This is a genomic window from Mangrovibacillus sp. Mu-81 (assembly GCF_036867415.1).
In the GTDB taxonomy this organism is placed as follows: Bacteria; Bacillota; Bacilli; order Bacillales; family Bacillaceae_B; genus Rossellomorea.
In genome coordinates, this window is the sequence record NZ_JBAJHU010000002.1 from 34,714 (window position 1) to 51,188 (window position 16,475).

Here is a 16,475-nt window from a genome sequence, read left to right on the forward strand (position 1 = left end):
CCACGTTGAACATGAGGGATTCGTATGTTTTCATTCTTTAAAAATAAAAATACTGATCAAAATAAAAAGAAACCATCCTATGAAAGTATAAAAACAGCCCTTGAAAAATCTGCTGATTATAAGCAGGCTTTTTACCAAAATCAATTTACCGGGGTGAAATTCAGCCTGCATTTTTTTACTACCTTGATCGATGGGAAAATCATTCAGGAAGATGTTCTTCCTTCATTATTATCCAAGGATTTCAATGATCTGGAAGATTTGAAAACACTGGTACCGATTGTTGACATCCAAGTTTCTGATGACGAATCGGTCATTGAACAAAAGCTGCTGAATGGATACACGATGCTGACAATGGATAAATCCCATCGGAAATTTGCCTTCATTGCGACCAAGAATGAAATGGGACGGAAGGTATCTCAGCCTGAAGTTGAATTCAGTGTCGTCGGTCCGAAAGAGGCATTTGTTGAATCTCTCAGTGACAATCTGAATCTCCTGCGAAAACGCATCCCGGTAAAAGAATTCACTGTAGAGGAAGTGACCGTCGGTACGATTACTCATACCCGGATCGCCCTTCTCTACTTGGATGGGTTAGCCGATGAGGCGAACGTGAATACTGTCCGTCAGCGTTTGAAAGATGTTGATTTTGACCAGGTGATGGACAGTTCATTCATAGAACAGCTTATTTCGGATAATAGCTTATCCCCCTTTCCCCAGCTGCTCGATTCCGAACGTCCGGACCGGGTCGCTTCAGTATTAGTGGAAGGGAAAATCGCCATTTTGGTAGATGGGTCACCCCATGCATTGATTGGTCCGACTACACTGGTGGAATTCTTCAATGCCTATGAGGATTATTTCCTTAACTTTATAGTCGCTTCCTTCTTTCGTCTCGTTCGTGTATTTGCGGTTTCCTTCTCGATTTTGATTACACCACTATATGTAGCCGCTCTTACCTATCATTATGAGTTGATACCGAAAGACTTGATGGCGACACTCGTGACGTCCAGGCAGGAAATCCCTTTGCCCCCGATCCTGGAGGCATTGTTTCTCGAACTCACAATTGAACTGCTGCGTGAGGCGGGAGCCCGCCTGCCCACTAAGGTCGGTCAGACGATCGGTATCGTTGGTGGTATCGTTATCGGAACAGCATCTGTTGAAGCTGGATTGACAAGTAACGTACTACTCATCCTGGTTGCCCTGGCTGCGCTTGCTTCCTTTACGACACCTGTTTACAGAATGGGCAATACGATCCGGATTTTGAGGTTTCCATTTTTGCTCTTTGCCCAGCTTTGGGGACTTCTCGGAATCGTCTTTTGTTTCTGTTTCTTGATGGGACACCTGATGAGGTTGACCTCTCTCGGCCGACCATTTCTGGAGCCGTTGTATCCTCCGCGTTTAAAGGATTTAAAGGATGCGCTCATCCGGTTTCCATTTTATAAACAGTCAAACCGTCCCGGGTTTCTACGAACGAAGAAATCCGTCCGATTCAGCCCTAGAGAAGGTAAGAAAAAGCTTGATATTGACGAATGATTGGAGGTGGAACGATGCAGCCGATTCCTGAAAGCAGAAAGATTTCCCCTTTTCTTGTGTTCTTTCTCATCCATGCGATCCAAGTAGGAGCCGGGGTATTGGGCTTTCAGCGGATCATTGCAAAGAATGCCGGGTATGATGGATGGATTTCCGTCATACTCGCGGGGATTACCACTCATATCCTTATGATGATCATGTATCTGTTATTGGATAAAGGCGGCGGCGACCTTGTTTCAGCACACCGCATCGCATTTGGGAAGTGGTTAGGGAAAGCTGCGGACTTTCTCTTCGTCCTTTACTTTACACTACTGGTCGTCACCATCTTAAGGACCTATATCGAAGTTGTCCAAGTATGGATGTATCCGCGGCTGAGCACATTTTACTTTGCACTCGCCTTTATGATTCTTGCGTATTATATAGTCTCGGGCGGAGTGAGGAACATTGCCGGAGTCGCTTTTTTCGGAACGGTGCTGCCAAGCTACCTGCTATTGACGTTTGCGTTCACGTTCCCGTTCAGCGATTTCCGGAATATCCTGCCCGTTTTTGATCATTCGCTGAAAGATATGCTGATTGCCACTAAAAATATGTCCCTTACCTTTCTCGGATACGAATCGATCTTATTACTCTATCCATTCATCAAAAATGCGAAGAAGTCACAAAAACACGCCCAATGGGGCCTGTTCACCACTACAACGGTATATGTGATCATCGCCATCATTTCCTTTGCCTTCTTTAGTGAGAAACAGCTGGCAAAGACGGTCTGGGCCACTTTATCCATGTGGAAGATTGTCGAAATGCCTTTTGTCGAACGGTTTGAATATATCGGGATAGCAAACTGGTGCCTTGTGATTCTCCCTAATGTATGTATTGCCTTATGGTGCGCAAGCAGAATCATGAAGAGAATCACCCCGATCAATCAGCGTCATTCCATATGGATTCTATCGGTAATCGTTATCGGCACCCTGTCATTTTTAACAAATCGCAAACAGGTGGATATGCTTAACACCCTGTCGGGAGAAATCGGTTTCTATCTTAATTATGTATATATCCCTATTCTCCTGTTAGTAGTGATCATTATGAAGAAGGTGAGAAAGAAAGTATGAGAAAACGAATATCTAACCTTATCCTCATTCTTTTGCTTTTAACCGGTTGCGTGGAAAGGGAAATCCTTGATGACTTGAATATTGAAACGGCCAAAGGGTATGACCTCGTCGAGGAAAATACCATTCGCGGGACGGCGTTATTTCCTGTTTATATTAAAGATGGCGCGATTGAAAACAGGACGTTATCGGCAGAAGCACCTTCTACGAGAGAAGTACTGGAAACATTGTCACGTAAATCTCAGCAGCCATTAGTGCGGGGAAGTCTGGATGTCGTGCTTCTCGGGGATGATATGGCAAAGAAAGGCGTCCTTGATGTCGCCGATTCCCTTCAAAGGGATGCCAGTATCGGGGCACGCGTTACTTTGGCCATTGCCGAAGGAAGTGCGGAAGACATTCTGAAAGGAAATTACGGGATCCGAGGGAACGGGACGTTCATTTCAAATCTGATCAATCACAATATCAAGAGAAGAGAGCTCCCTGAAACCAACTTGCATATGTTTCTCTTTGATTATTTTCAAGATGGCAAAACTCCGTATCTGCCGATCATAAAAAAAGTTTCCGACGATACACTGGAAGTCTCGGGTGTTGCCTTATTTGATAAAGACAAGATGGTTGATACCGTACCTGCGGATGATCTGTTCTTCTTCAAGCTCCTTGTAGATAAACTCTCTGAGGGAAGTCATGTCGTAAAGCTGGGCAAAAAGGACGGCGATGCCGAAGAACATGTCGAGGCTGCGGTAACAAGCATTATGTCAAAACATAAAATCAAGGTCGAGAATGAAACAGACCCTGTAAAAGTATCCTTTAAAATCGTCATTCGAGGGATCATCAAAGAATATACGGGAAAAAGGTTATCTCAGAAAAAAATCAAGGAAATAGAAGATAAGATGTCAAAAGACATTACAGATCATTCGTTGAAGCTGCTTGGAAGGTTTCAAGAGAAGGGGATTGACCCGGTCGGCATCGGTCAACTTCAGAAACACGGTGTACGGGGTTTTGATATAAAAGAATGGGAAAAAACTTTATACCCGAATGCACAATTCGAAATCAAACCGGATGTAGAGATCCTCGAATCCGGGACTGTGGAATAAGGCGGTTGAATTGTCCTGCAAAACGTGCAGTGTGCCTTAATGAAAGGAGAGGTGCCGAATACAGCACCTCTTCTTTCATTGATTGTTGACATCGTATCATGTGGTGATTATAAATATATGGATTTATTCTCTGCAGAGCTTTTCTTGCATGCTTCGATGATTTCAATGACATCGAGTGCCTCTTCAGCTCTTACCGGAATAGGCTGATTATTTCTGACTGCCTCAAAGATTCCTTGATAGTACTGAGTGTAATCTCCTTTTTCAGATGGAAGTTTCACCTTATTCACTTCTTCCTCTTCTAAAAGGGATAATGTGCCCCAGGATTCTTCATCCTCCATTCCCCAGGAAGCGGAATAAGGATCGATCCCTTCTTTAAGATCTGTCTCCTGACGGTCCATCCCGTATTTCATGAAGCTTCCTTTATGGCCATGCAGCTGATAGCGCGGACCGGGGTCGAGTACAATCGAGCGGGAATAAAGACCGATTCGGGCCGTCCCGTAACCGAGAGTGATTTGGAAATAATCTTCTGCTTTTTCAGGGTCACGCTGTGAGAAGACATCTGCGAACACCCATTGAGGTTTTCCGAACAAACAAAGTGCCTGGTCGATCAGATGGGAACCGAGGTCATAGAGCACGCCTCCGCCTTCGATCTTATTTTCTTTCCAGCGATTTTTTACCGCCGGACGGTAACGATCAAAGTGTGCTTCATATGTAGTGATGTCACCTAACTTCTTATTCTCGATGAGTTTCCGGATCGTCAGGAAATCAGCATCCCAGCGGCGGTTGTGGAAGACTGACAACAGGAGGCCCTTCTCTTCAGCCAGCCTGATCAGCTCTTCACCCTGTGTTCTTTCCGTTACGAATGGTTTTTCCACCACTACATGTTTCCCTGCTGTGAGTGACTGCTTAATCATGTCATAGTGAAGATGATTAGGTGTCGTGATTACGACAAGTTCAACGTCTTCCTGAAGCAGTTCCTGAAGTGATGACACTACGTTGACACCGCCAAGATCTGCCTGGACCTTCTCTTTATTGGAAGACATGACCGTATGGATCTCAAAGTTACGGGAATGTTGAAGGAGCGGACGATGAAAGCTTTGACCGGAGAATCCGTAGCCCGCCAATCCTACATTGATCGGTTTCATGTTATCACCTGTTTTCCTTAGAGTGTATCCCTATACTATCATGTTCTCTTGACGCCGGGAAATTCTTTGCCGATGGTTTCTTTGAGACCTTGCAGTTTACGTAAAGATCAGCTGTGGTTAAAATAAAAGAGAAAGGAGGGTTATACATGCAATCGATCAAGAATAAAGAAACATTCGAAGAAATCATTTCTTCCGATCAGCCCGTAGTTGTTAAATTCCATGCAGACTGGTGCCCGGACTGCCGGCGCATGGACATGTTCATTGATGAAATCATGGATCAATACAGCCAATATAAATGGTACGACATCAACAAGGATGAATTCCCTGAAATCGCAGAAAAATATGATGTCATGGGAATCCCGAGCCTGCTCATCTGGAAGAACGGCGAAAAAATCGCGCACCTGCACAGCGCACACGCCAAAACACCGGAACAGGTTACAGATTTCTTGAATACGCTCTAATCAAACGCCCGTCCTTCTGTACTTTAAAGCACTCAGGACGGGCATTTCCATTATTCATAGAGGGTGCCGGCACGGTCTACAAAGATGGTTTTAACGACTGTCCGCTCGAATTCATTTCCGCGTCCGGTAGTTCCATTGATGTCGATAGTGATGTTGAAGGTGCCTTCTTCATATTGTGTTAAGGTGCCAGGCTCAAGTCCGGGTGGATTTTCGATGGACTTCATATTCCCCTTATTTTCAACCGGAATGTGAGTGAGATGAACATGCTTTTTGATCACAGAGGCGTTATGCACCTCCACTCCTTTATTCCCGATAGATGCATCCCCTGCGAAGATCTCATCAATTTGTGGCAATACCCCATTTGTAAACATCACGTTCAACAAATACGTTTCTCTTTGATCATTCCGGCTTTCAAGCACCCACCTACCGCTGGGCGGATCACTGATGAGCACGGAATGATGAAATGCATCCGGAAAGAAACCTGTGGCATCCCCCGTTGTTACAAAGTCTGTATAAATTTCGCCCCCGGGGCCGGTAAGTACCAGTTCCGTATACCTGGAACAGCTGATCCAGTCAACCGTAATGTCAGCGACGTCCTCTTCAACCGAAAACTGTTCAGTGCCAGTGCCTTCAATCGACCCTCCCCTATGCAGAACCGACGTTTGAACTTCTTCTTCGGAAGACGATTGGTCAACAGCTGCAGGAATGACATCCACTTCCTCACTCAGCAGACGTTCTACATAAGGAAATATTTCTTCACCCTGCTTGATCGTTTTGTGGGTCCAATCATCGACTCTCACTTCCCGGCCGTAGGGAAGCTGCGAACTCTTCACCGTCACCGCTCCATCATTTGCACCGAAACGCCTTAAATAGAGGCCTCCCCAGAAGAGTTCTGAATTCATCCCTCCCCATCCAGTCCCGCCGAAGGTATAGAAAGGAATTTCTCCGCTTTCCATATGCTCATCTGTTCTCTGCCTGTATGCTTCCATATAAGCCTTCTGCAGAGAGAACACCGCATCGCTTTTACTGCCGAGGGTTTCCGTGAGCCATTCTGCCCATTTGCTGTATGCAAGGTCAGCAAGCTCAGATCCATGATGGGGTGTGGAAAGAGTGATCACACGTTTTACACATTCAGCAGCGCCATGATAAACAACGGCCGTCTGCGCATCGATCCCTCCTTTGCTATGGGCGACAATCACTACTTTTTTCTTGAAATAGTTATACACTTCCCGCAGCTTTTCAGCCAAAAGCAACCCATTTGTCCACATGTCATCGATCCCCGATAAATCAATGAATGCAGTCTCATACCCCGCGGAATATGCCATTTCGCTTAGTTCATTATTCTCAATCCACCATGTTTCAGAGGTTGTGTTGATCCCGTGGATAAAGAGGATCGGATGGCTGTCAGGTTTCACTTGTTCCGGTTCTTTTCCAGGAAACCAACTCCCTTTACTCGCCCGGATTGAAGCAACAGAATGTGGATGGTCATTCAATATGGTAACCTCCTTTATCCCTCTACTTTTCTCCTTTTTTTCTCAAATTCCTTTACTGACAAGCATTTTAGGAGATATTGCTTACTGTATTTTGCTGAAAAAAATAATGGGGGAACAGTAGGTTGTTTCCCTTCAGTGCAATCTGGTTTATTTGTTCTTTACCTCATCGAAACTGAAAACTGAATTGATCAATGAATAACTTCCCTGTGGTTTTCAAACACTAAAGTGAAAAGATAAAAGGAGGAATGACCCATGACGAAGAAGGTCAACAAAGGCAGCAGCAATCAAAATTCCCCGAAACGCGGAACGACTGAATTTGCCTCTGAGATTACGAGCGGCGACAATAGCAAAGGAAATAAACACAATAAGGATCAACGAAATAAAACCAGATGACATACTTCTTTTAATAATGACAAAGATACAGGAGGACCATGCATATGGAACTTAAGCGCGCAAAGCAAATCCTGTCTTCATCAGCAGACATCGAAGTGAAATACAATAATGCGTCTGTCTGGATCGATGAAGTGATGGAAGATGGCCAAACGGCAGTCGTTCATCTTCGCGGCCCGTTAGAAGAAAGGTCACAAGTCAGCATCTCTGACCTGCAAGAAACGTGAAATCAATGAAAAAGCCATGCAGCTGCATGGCTTTTTCATTATTTATCTTCCTTGATTTTTCCTTTGTTCTTTAATATTTCAAAGATCAACTGTGCCTGGTCTGTATTGTCGATCATGCCTGCAAATTTCTCTTTCTGAGGACCGAATGCATAAACAGGGACATCATCTCCCGTGTGCCCATCCGTCGTCCATCCTGTTCCTGAACGTTTGTCGAAGATCTTCTCGATCGCATTATCAATTTCGACTTTATCCTTTGTTGCTACAGCTTTTTGTACAGAAGCCAATTCTTCACTTGTCAATTCTAAATCTACATATTGAGACAGGGTCTCTTCCACAGAGGCTCCATTCGCGATTTCTTCCGCCATAAAGTCGGGCGTGCGCTCCGCTGCATCGATTACATCCGGATTCCAGTTATACTCACCGTCCGAACCGATCGAAAAGCCGCCAGTAGAGTGGTCAGCTGTAACAACTACTAATGTTTCTCCATTTTCTTTTGCAAAGTCCCGAACTTCTTCAAATGCTTGTTCGAAATCTCTCATTTCACTCATGGCAGCGACCACATCATTGTCATGACCGGCCCAATCAATTTGGCTTCCTTCCACCATTAAGAAGAATCCGTCTTGATCGCCTTTCAGACGATCGAGCGCTGAATTCGTCATATCAGCCAGGCTCGGCTGCTTCTGATCACGGTCGATCATCTTGTCCATTCCCTCTTCGGCAAAAAGACCAAGAATCTGTTCATTGTCATCATTCTTCATTTCTTCAGCAGACTTCACATAACTGTATCCGTCATTCTTGAATTCTTCAGCAAGGTTGCGGTCTTCACGTTCAAAGAAGTCCGTTCCGCCGCCAAGCATGACATCCATCTTATGTTCACCTTTGATCATTTCGTCAAAATAATCATTTGCGATCTCATTTTCATTATCACGATGCTCATCATGTGCTCCGTAGGAAGCAGGTGTCGCGTGTGTGATTTGAGACGTTGACACGATCCCGGTCGACATACCATTTTCTTTAGCCTGCTCCAACACTGTCTTCACGCGGGATTTATCATTTTCAACTGCGATTGCATTATTGTATGTTTTGACTCCGCCGCTCATCGCTGTCGCTGCAGCAGCTGAATCCGTTACGTTTTCGTGTTCATCTTCCGGATAAGTCGTTTGCAATCCGACAAGATAAGGATCGAATGCCGTCTTTTCAAACTCCATTGTTTCCGGATCGTCATTCATATAACGGAGAGCTGTTGTAAACGGAACCCCCATACCGTCACCAATCATAAAAATAACATTTTTTGCTTTGCCATTTTTAGATTCTTTGGCTTCTGCCTCCGTATTATCCAGATTCATTCCGATCACACTGCCAATAGCCAAAGATGAAACAACTGCAAGTGGAAGAATTTTTTTCATAGACTTCTTCATTTCCCTACCTCCTAGTGTATGAATACAATTACTAGAATACTAGAAGAATATAAAGAAGCTCTTTCAAGAAAACTACATTCGTGTAAAAGGTTTGTAAAAGTGGTTTAATCCTTACCAGACAATAACGACCCGCTCCTGCACTGCTTTTAAAACACTGCGGGACGGGCCTTTACAATTATCCCCTTATGATTGGCAGCGTACAGCATCTGAAGGAGCCGCCTGATTTAATGATTTCAGAGAAGTCGGTTTCGATGACAGTATAGCCTTTTTCCACCATTCTCTCATTCAATTGTTTATTTTGGGGGAGGCTGATGATTTTCTTATCACCGATCGCCAGCACATTTGGCCCCATCTGGAATTGTTCCCTATCATTCACTTCAATAATATTATAGTGCTTCTTGATCTTTTCCAGATCCTTTTTAGCAAAAGCCGGCGGATACACGATGGCTGCCTCTTCTGAAATGATTGTGAAGACACAATCCAGGTGAAGGATATCACTTCTTAACGGAAGGGTGTGGACGGTGTAATCAGGAAGAAGCTTTTTCAGGGACTGAACCGCCAGGCGATTTGTCCGTCCGCTCAGCCCAACCCATACATCTTTCCCATCTACAAGCACATCCCCGCCTTCAATGGAGTGGGCTGCAAGATGGGCATGGGGAATATTGTTGTCCTCGAGCCAATGAAGAAGCACCTTCACTTCTCCTTCCCTCAAGCTGGTATGCATGGAAGAAACAATGAATTCATTTCCGATGCAAAATCCGATATCCCTGGTGAATACCTGCTCATTCAACTCTTCGCGAGGTTCAAGATGAACCACTTCAGCTCCATTGCCCTCAAGGATCCTTACAAACTCCTCGTGCTGGCCAAGGGCTTTCTCTATGTTTATATTGTCTTTCAAATAATGTTTTTGGGTCTCATTGATCACTTCGGTAATTTTCATATTCTGAGGTGAAACCACCACTACCTTCTTCAATTCTCCATATTCGTCAGAACAATTTACGTTCTTGTCCTCCACTGCTTTCCTAGTCAGGCTCATAGGGTTTAACCTCCCGATAAATTCTTTACGAAAAGATTATTCCCTGTTTGGTTTGGGCTAAAACCTGGCCGGGCAGATTTTTCGTATCGTGCAGTCACCAGATACCTTGAACTCAACTCTATATAAATTCTTTCACCGCTCGGAAACTATAACCCTTTTCCTCGTACACTTAAAAAAGGGACTCTATGCTAAGAGCCCCTTCTCATTTTTACCTTTAAATTATCCGTTGTTACTTGAGTTGTTATTCGAATTGTTGCTTCTTGAACGGCTTGAGTTACTGGAATTACCTGAATTACTGGAATTTTTTCCGCCCTTTTCGCCGATTTCCTGATAGAATTCTTTGTCGTGATTGCTGGCGGTCGCTTCTCCGCCTTTTTCACCGATTTCCTGATAGAATTCTTTATCATGGTTTTGGGATGTAGTCTTTCCGCCTTTACGCCCCGCTTCTTCATAACTCATTTTATTGTTGTTATTGTTTTTGCTGTTGTTATTATTGTTTGCCATTTTGTTTCCTCTCCTTTAAGTGTAATTGTATTTACCAATGACGCTTTCTGGAAATGACGTTTTCCAATGGTGCATATTTCTTTACTATCGTTTAGCTGTTGTTTGAGCTGTTATTGGAACCTGAGTTCGAGCTGTTGCTTCTTGAACGGCTTGAGTTACTGGAATTACTGGAATTACCGGAATTACTGGAGTTTCTTCCGCCTTTTTCGCCGATCTCCTGATAGAATTCTTTGTCGTGATTGCTGGCGGTCGCTTCTCCGCCTTTTTCACCGATTTCCTGATAGAATTCTTTATCATGGTTTTTGGATGTAGCTTCGCCGCCCTTGCGCCCTCTTTCCTCGCGGCTCATGTTTCCATTGTTGTTATTGTTGTTGTTTTGATTATTATTGTTTGCCATGTTGTTTCCTCTCCTTTTAAGTGTAATCAGTATTTACCAATGACCCTTTTACAGAAATGACGTTTCCAATGACTTTCTTTCAATCGAAGCAGAATTCTTATTTGCCTGCTTTTCAGCTTCACTATAGCTCGTCTATTCTTTTTAACATGAACGCCATAATGTAAGAATCCTCCTTTGTTTTTTTGTTGTTACATTTGCTTGTTTACCATCTTTTTAGAGATATAAACATATTGAATGGCAAATTTTTATATTGTAAAATCTTTGTCATTTTTAAAAAATATTTTTTACACTTTAACAAGATTGGGGCTTTTGGTCAGTGTTGATATTTTAGGGATTGGACAAAAAAAGACATGCTTATCCGCACGTCTTTTCCTTAATCATTACCCTATTTAATGGACCATTCGATCATGGTCTTTCCAGAATTCTTTCCTGATGATGACCTTTTGGATTTTGCCCGAAGCAGTTTTGGGCAGTTCTTTTGTAAATGTGATTCCTTTTGGCGCTTTAAAACCGGCTAATTTTCCACTGCAGAAGCTGATGAGTTCTTCTTCTGTCAGACTATACCCATCGCGAAGAACTACCACTGCATGCGGCACTTCCCCCCATCTCTCATGAGGAACGGCAACCACTGCCGCTTCCAGGATTCCGGGGTGATCGTAAAGCACCCCTTCAACCTCGATGGATGAAATGTTCTCCCCCCCGCTGATGATAACATCTTTCATCCGATCGACGATTTCGATATAACCGTCCCGGTCAACGACAGCCATATCCCCTGTATGCAGCCAGCCATCCCGTATCGCTGCATTCGTGGCTTCAGGATTTTTAAAATATCCCTCCATCACCGTATTTGTCCTTGTCACGATTTCACCTATCGACTTGCTGTCATGGGGGACTTCCTCTCCTGACTCATCAACCACTTTCACCTTCGCACCGATCATGCTGTACCCCGCCTTCGCCTTTAATCGGTACTTCTCTTCTTTTAGCTTTTCAAGTTCAGTTGAGCGGATCGCTGAAGTTGTGATGAGCGGCGAGATCTCGGTCATCCCATAAACCTGGATAAACTCCCACTTCAAGTCCTCTTCCACTTTCCTCACAAAAGCAGGGGGAGGTGCCGAGCCTGCGATAACGACCCTCAACTGCTGATCGATCTCCGGTTTATCAGATTCATATTGTTCAAGGATCATATTCAGGACGGTCGGGGCCATATGCATGACCGATACCCCGTACTGCTTTACTTTTTCCAAAATGACTTTGGGGTCGACCTTTCGGAGCATCACTTGTGTGGCCCCGTTAGCAGTGTAGTAAAACGGAGAACCCCACCCGTTCACATGGAACATCGGAAGCACATGGAGAATTGTATCCTGATCGGACACTCTCAAATGGTGCATCGATGTAAGAGCATGGAGATAATTGGAACGGTGCGTTAACAGAACCCCCTTCGGATCTCCGGTCGTCCCACTCGTGTAAAGTAACGAAGCGATATCCGTTTCCTCAAGAGCCACCCTCTCAAAATCCTCCCGGCTGAAACTGCCCCTCCACTCGTCATATCCCGGATACCCATCCCGGGATTCCCCGTGGATGATGACATGTTCCAAACCCGGAACCTTTGGCAGTATACCTTGAACGAGAGGATACAGCTCCTCATCCACAAAGAGTGCTTTGCTTTCACTATGAGTCAAAATAAATTCATAGTCCGCAGGTTTCAAACGTGTATTCAGAGGCGTCATCACCCCACCGACTCCGAACACTCCGTAAAATCCTTCAAGCATCTCCGCCGTATTCGGTGCGAGATAAGCGACTTTATCACCTTTTTCAATCCCGATTTCACGCAGTCCCCGGGATAATTGATTGACCCTCGCAAATAACTGTTTATACGTCAGTCTCTTTTCATCATCGATGATCGCAGACTTGTCCCCATATTGCTCGACTGCCCGATCGAGAAAATCCGTTAACACTAAAGGTACATGCATCCCTACATTCCATCCCCTCTCTAAATTAGCGAAGCGTTACTTCTATTTATAAGGGAACGGCGAATAGATATCAAGTTAGTTGTTTTAATTTTCTGATAAATAGAGACAGTCTTATGGGGATGGTGTGATGATTCGGATTCTGGGATTGTGGATTCAGTTTTTTGTAAACGTTTATTGATGAGTATGAGACAGGACTTAGCGTTTGGTCACGAAAGGAGCATCAGTCTAAGCATTTTGACGGAATTTTTTATCTTTCTATTTCAAAGTCAGCCAATATTCTACGAATCCTTCTATTTAATTGATTTCTGTCATTCACAGGAAAGTATAAGCTGCCCCTGAATTATACTTTTCCCGCAAACGCTCATCAATCTTGCCATTTTTCTTCTTAATCTGGCTGGCCGATACGCTCGTTTTTCTTTCCGGATTAAGATTATTCTTTCTACTATTGAAATTATTCTTGCCGAAAAGTCTATTAATCTAGCCGATTAACATAAAACACCAATATTTAAACCGAAACAATATTGCACTTCTCGAATCCGTCTCTGTAAACAAAAAAGCATGGTCGCGTTTCCACAACGCCCCATGCTTTCTTTTTTTATGAACGGCCTCTCCGTCCGCCTGCTCCGTTCCCGCTTCTCCTGCCTGATGAAGTTTCACTTCTGCGGCCTGAAGTTCTGCCCGAAGTGGTCGAAGCCCCACCATCTGAATTTCTGCCTGAAGGGGCAGAACCCCGCCCGGTTCCGAGTTTGCTCGCAGACTCTGCAAATGGTTTTCCGCTAGAAGGGGTCCTGCCTCCCTGCACGTTAGATGAATCCCTGCGTGATGAGCTTTTTCGCTCCGGACCGCCGGATGAACGTCTTCCCCATCCGCCTTTTCCACTGCGTTCCCGGCTTGCCTGGATGTTCTTTTCTCTTCTTTCTTTGACGCTTTCACTTTTGTCTTTGCTTCCGGAAGAGGAATGGCTGCCGGATGGAGATGGCACGTCAACCTCGCGTCTCGGAAGCGAACGCTCGATCCCTTTTTCGATCATCTCAAGAGCCTGTTTGTCTTTCAGGGCGACAAATGTGATGGCGAGTCCGTCTTTTCCGGCACGTCCTGTACGGCCGATACGGTGGATATAGCTTTCTACGTCCTGCGGGATGTCGTAGTTAAAGACATGTGTGACGCCTTCAACATCAAGACCGCGCGCAGCTACATCCGTTGCAATCAATAGTTGCAGCTTGGCATCGCGGAATTTCTTCATGACGGCTTCCCGTTTTGCCTGCGACAGGTCTCCGTGAAGCTCATCTACAAGGAAGCCCCTTGCTTTCAAGTCCATGTGAAGCTTACTTACCCGTCTTTTTGTCCGGCAGAAAATGATGCCGAGAAACGGCTGGACATCATGGATCGTTTGGCTGAGGGCATCAAGCTTCGAACGGTCGGTCGTTTCGACGACTTCCTGGTGGATTTCCTCGACGATCTTTTCTTTTTCGCGTATTTGTACATTATGAGGATTTTTCATGTAACGTTTGCCGATTTTCCGGATTTCTTTTGACATTGTCGCTGAGAACAATGCCGTCTGTCTCGTATATGGAGTCTCACGGATAATCGCCTCCACTTCATCGAAGAAACCAATATGAAGCATTTGATCGGCTTCATCCAATACAAGGAATGACACCTCTGAAAAATCAATCGTACCGCGTCGTACGTGGTCAAGGATCCGCCCAGGCGTCCCGATGACAATGTGGATCGCCCGGTTCTTCAAGCGGTTGATCTGCTTTTCAACATCCTGCCCTCCATAAACGGCCAGCACATTGATGTCTTCTTTTGAAGCGGTCAGCAGCTGATTTAGCTCTGCAGTCACCTGAATCGCCAGTTCTCTTGTCGGAGTGACGATGAGGGATTGAATGCTTTCTTTCTCTTTATCGATTTTATCAAGCATCGGAAGCAGGAATGCCATCGTTTTTCCCGTGCCTGTCTGAGCTTGTCCAATCACGTCTTCGCCATTTAATAAAACAGGTATCGTCTCAACCTGGATCGGTGTAGGTTCTGTAATCGATTGTTCTTTTAATGCGTCTGTATACTTAGGCTGAATTCCTAAGGATGTGAAATCGTTCAATTTGGTCACCTCTTTCCCCTCATTATACCCTTAACCTATCTTGAAAAATAGGGGACTGTGCTATAATGAAAAAATCGTCCAAAATAGGAAATGAGGGATAACATGCTGACATTTCAGGAGAAACTTGTCATCATTGAAGCATTTGAGGAACTTACTAAAAAAGATGTGTCGTTGAACCGGGTGAATTTTCACTTTGAAGACAGTCTTTATGATAAAACCATTGTAGTCTACCATCTGCATCCCAACGGGAACGGATTTGTCTATACAGGAGATCTTCCTCAATATGATTCAAATGCAAAAGGACTGGTCAATATCCGTGACTTTAATGAAATCGAGCTGCGTGACGTTGTTACTGCCTCTGTTGCATACTTGTCACAAGAGGAAGAAATCCAGCCTGCCCTGGAGCAGACATGGAAAGATTCAGAAGGACACACCCTGCGCCTCGTGGAAGAGGATGACCGCTGGAGTATTTATGCCGGTGAAAATCTGGAGGACAGCTTCGGCGGCTATGATGAAGCTGCCTTGTATTTAAGAGAAGAAGGATTTAAGATCCGATAATTTTTTTAAGAGACATTGCGCCCTTGTCAAATGGTCGAAGGACAACCTCTCTCGCACCCGGGTCCATTCCCTGTTTGCCTATGGGTGAATATACTAAGATAACAGATCTGATCTATATAAGAAGGAGAGTTAAAGATGAAAGTATTAGCCTTGCTGGGAAGTACGAGAAAAGACGGGAATTCTGAATACCTTGCCAAGAAAATCATCGAAGGTACCGACCATACCATTGTGTCGCTTGCCGATATGGATATCAGGCCGATAGTGGATATGAGACATTCTGAAGAAGGCTTCTCACCGGTCGAGGATGATTACGAAGAACTTGTTCAGCTGATCCAGGATCACGACATCCTGCTGTTCGCCACTCCACTATACTGGTACGGCATGAGCGGACCGATGAAGAACTTCTTTGACCGCTGGAGTCAATACTTGCGTGACGAACGATTCAACCTGAAAGAAGAACTGACCAGGAAGAAAGCCTATGTGGTCATCACCGGAGGCACTAGTGCCCGTATCAAAGGGCTTCCTCTCGTACAGCAGTTCAACTACATTTTTGAATTTGTGAACATGGAATTCTCAGACTACCTGATCGGTGCCGGCGTCCGTCCCGGTGAAGTGATCAATGATCTTGCCGCCCTTGAAAAGGCTGAGCGCTGGAATGTATTGTTCAGATAAATAGAAAAGCGGAGGCGGCTCGCTCAGAGGCGACAAGCATAAGACAGGGCAGCCACAAAGGCGTTCTTTGCCTTTTTGGATGGCATGGCTTATGTCTTGAGCCTCTAGCCGCCGGAGCTGGACAAATAGAAAAGCGGAGGCGGCTCGCCCAGAGGCGACAAGCATAAGACAGGGCAGCCACAAAGGCGTTCTTTGCCTTTTTGGATGGCATGGCTTATGTCTCGAGCCTCCAGCCGCCGGAGCTGGACAAATAGAAAAGCGGAGGCGGCTCGCTCAGAGGCGACAAGCATAAGACAGGGCAGCCACAAAGGCGTTTTTTGCCTTTTTGGATGGCATGGCTTATGTCTCGAGCCTTTAGCCGCCGGAGCTGGACAAATAGAAAAGC

At 44.9% G+C, this 16,475-nt stretch carries 15 protein-coding genes and 1 pseudogene; 8 read left to right on the forward strand and 8 right to left on the reverse strand.

Annotated elements, in window-relative coordinates:
- Positions 1 to 24 precede the first annotated feature (24 nt).
- The 3 genes from V6B33_RS03940 to V6B33_RS03950 are packed head-to-tail and all read left to right on the forward strand — an operon-like array spanning position 25 to position 3,721.
- The gene (locus V6B33_RS03940) at positions 25 to 1,527 is read left to right on the forward strand and encodes a spore germination protein (protein WP_334216458.1); all 1,503 of its coding nucleotides are present in this window, start codon (positions 25 to 27) and stop codon (positions 1,525 to 1,527) included.
- Between the two features lie 14 nt (positions 1,528 to 1,541).
- Complete coding sequence (locus V6B33_RS03945; RefSeq protein ID WP_334216459.1) at positions 1,542 to 2,630, forward strand: GerAB/ArcD/ProY family transporter; 1,089 nt, start codon at positions 1,542 to 1,544, stop codon at positions 2,628 to 2,630.
- Complete coding sequence (locus tag V6B33_RS03950; protein ID WP_334216460.1) at positions 2,627 to 3,721, forward strand: Ger(x)C family spore germination protein; 1,095 nt, start codon at positions 2,627 to 2,629, stop codon at positions 3,719 to 3,721. The genes V6B33_RS03945 and V6B33_RS03950 overlap by 4 nt, the downstream gene beginning before the upstream one ends.
- 107 nt (positions 3,722 to 3,828) lie before the next feature.
- Here V6B33_RS03950 and V6B33_RS03955 read toward each other — a convergent pair whose 3' ends face one another.
- On the reverse strand, positions 3,829 to 4,866 hold the full coding sequence (locus tag V6B33_RS03955) for an oxidoreductase (protein WP_334216461.1): 1,038 nt from the start codon (positions 4,864 to 4,866) through the stop codon (positions 3,829 to 3,831).
- Positions 4,867 to 5,012: 146 nt separating this feature from the next.
- Between V6B33_RS03955 and V6B33_RS03960 the strand changes: the two genes are divergently transcribed.
- Complete coding sequence (locus V6B33_RS03960) at positions 5,013 to 5,327, forward strand: thioredoxin family protein (protein WP_334216462.1); 315 nt, start codon at positions 5,013 to 5,015, stop codon at positions 5,325 to 5,327.
- 50 nt (positions 5,328 to 5,377) lie between these two features.
- On the opposite strand, the gene V6B33_RS03965 is transcribed toward V6B33_RS03960, so the two are convergent.
- The gene (locus tag V6B33_RS03965; RefSeq protein ID WP_334216463.1) at positions 5,378 to 6,820 is read right to left on the reverse strand and encodes an esterase/lipase family protein; all 1,443 of its coding nucleotides are present in this window, start codon (positions 6,818 to 6,820) and stop codon (positions 5,378 to 5,380) included.
- A gap of 252 nt (positions 6,821 to 7,072) precedes the next feature.
- On the opposite strand from V6B33_RS03965, the gene V6B33_RS03970 reads away from it, so the two are divergent.
- Complete coding sequence (locus tag V6B33_RS03970; RefSeq protein WP_172252315.1) at positions 7,073 to 7,213, forward strand: hypothetical protein; 141 nt, start codon at positions 7,073 to 7,075, stop codon at positions 7,211 to 7,213.
- Between the two features lie 44 nt (positions 7,214 to 7,257).
- Positions 7,258 to 7,437, forward strand: coding sequence for an H-type small acid-soluble spore protein (locus V6B33_RS03975; RefSeq protein WP_334216464.1), 180 nt, complete (start codon positions 7,258 to 7,260; stop codon positions 7,435 to 7,437).
- Positions 7,438 to 7,475: 38 nt separating this feature from the next.
- On the opposite strand, the gene V6B33_RS03980 is transcribed toward V6B33_RS03975, so the two are convergent.
- From V6B33_RS03980 to V6B33_RS04005, 6 genes and pseudogenes are all read right to left on the reverse strand, one after another.
- Complete coding sequence (locus tag V6B33_RS03980; protein WP_334216465.1) at positions 7,476 to 8,855, reverse strand: alkaline phosphatase; 1,380 nt, start codon at positions 8,853 to 8,855, stop codon at positions 7,476 to 7,478.
- A 175-nt stretch (positions 8,856 to 9,030) separates the two neighbouring features.
- Positions 9,031 to 9,891, reverse strand: a complete 861-nt coding sequence (locus V6B33_RS03985; RefSeq protein WP_334216466.1) for a dimethylarginine dimethylaminohydrolase family protein — start codon at positions 9,889 to 9,891, stop codon at positions 9,031 to 9,033.
- A gap of 219 nt (positions 9,892 to 10,110) precedes the next feature.
- Positions 10,111 to 10,395, reverse strand: coding sequence for a KGG domain-containing protein (locus V6B33_RS03990; RefSeq protein ID WP_442915463.1), 285 nt, complete (start codon positions 10,393 to 10,395; stop codon positions 10,111 to 10,113).
- 178 nt (positions 10,396 to 10,573) lie between these two features.
- A pseudogene (locus V6B33_RS03995) lies at positions 10,574 to 10,792 on the reverse strand (KGG domain-containing protein); the annotation flags it as partial.
- A 389-nt stretch (positions 10,793 to 11,181) separates the two neighbouring features.
- A complete protein-coding gene (locus V6B33_RS04000) occupies positions 11,182 to 12,762 on the reverse strand; it encodes a long-chain-fatty-acid--CoA ligase (protein ID WP_334216468.1) in 1,581 nt (526 codons plus the stop codon).
- Positions 12,763 to 13,357: 595 nt separating this feature from the next.
- Positions 13,358 to 14,869, reverse strand: a complete 1,512-nt coding sequence (locus tag V6B33_RS04005; RefSeq protein WP_334216469.1) for a DEAD/DEAH box helicase — start codon at positions 14,867 to 14,869, stop codon at positions 13,358 to 13,360.
- Positions 14,870 to 14,962: 93 nt separating this feature from the next.
- Between V6B33_RS04005 and V6B33_RS04010 the strand changes: the two genes are divergently transcribed.
- Together V6B33_RS04010 and V6B33_RS04015 are read left to right on the forward strand one after the other, a co-directional pair.
- Positions 14,963 to 15,418 carry a hypothetical protein gene (locus V6B33_RS04010; protein ID WP_334216470.1) on the forward strand — a complete coding sequence of 152 codons (456 nt, stop codon included), beginning with the start codon at positions 14,963 to 14,965 and terminating at the stop codon, positions 15,416 to 15,418.
- 135 nt (positions 15,419 to 15,553) lie between these two features.
- Positions 15,554 to 16,090, forward strand: a complete 537-nt coding sequence (locus V6B33_RS04015; RefSeq protein WP_334216471.1) for a flavodoxin family protein — start codon at positions 15,554 to 15,556, stop codon at positions 16,088 to 16,090.
- Positions 16,091 to 16,475: the final 385 nt, after the last annotated feature.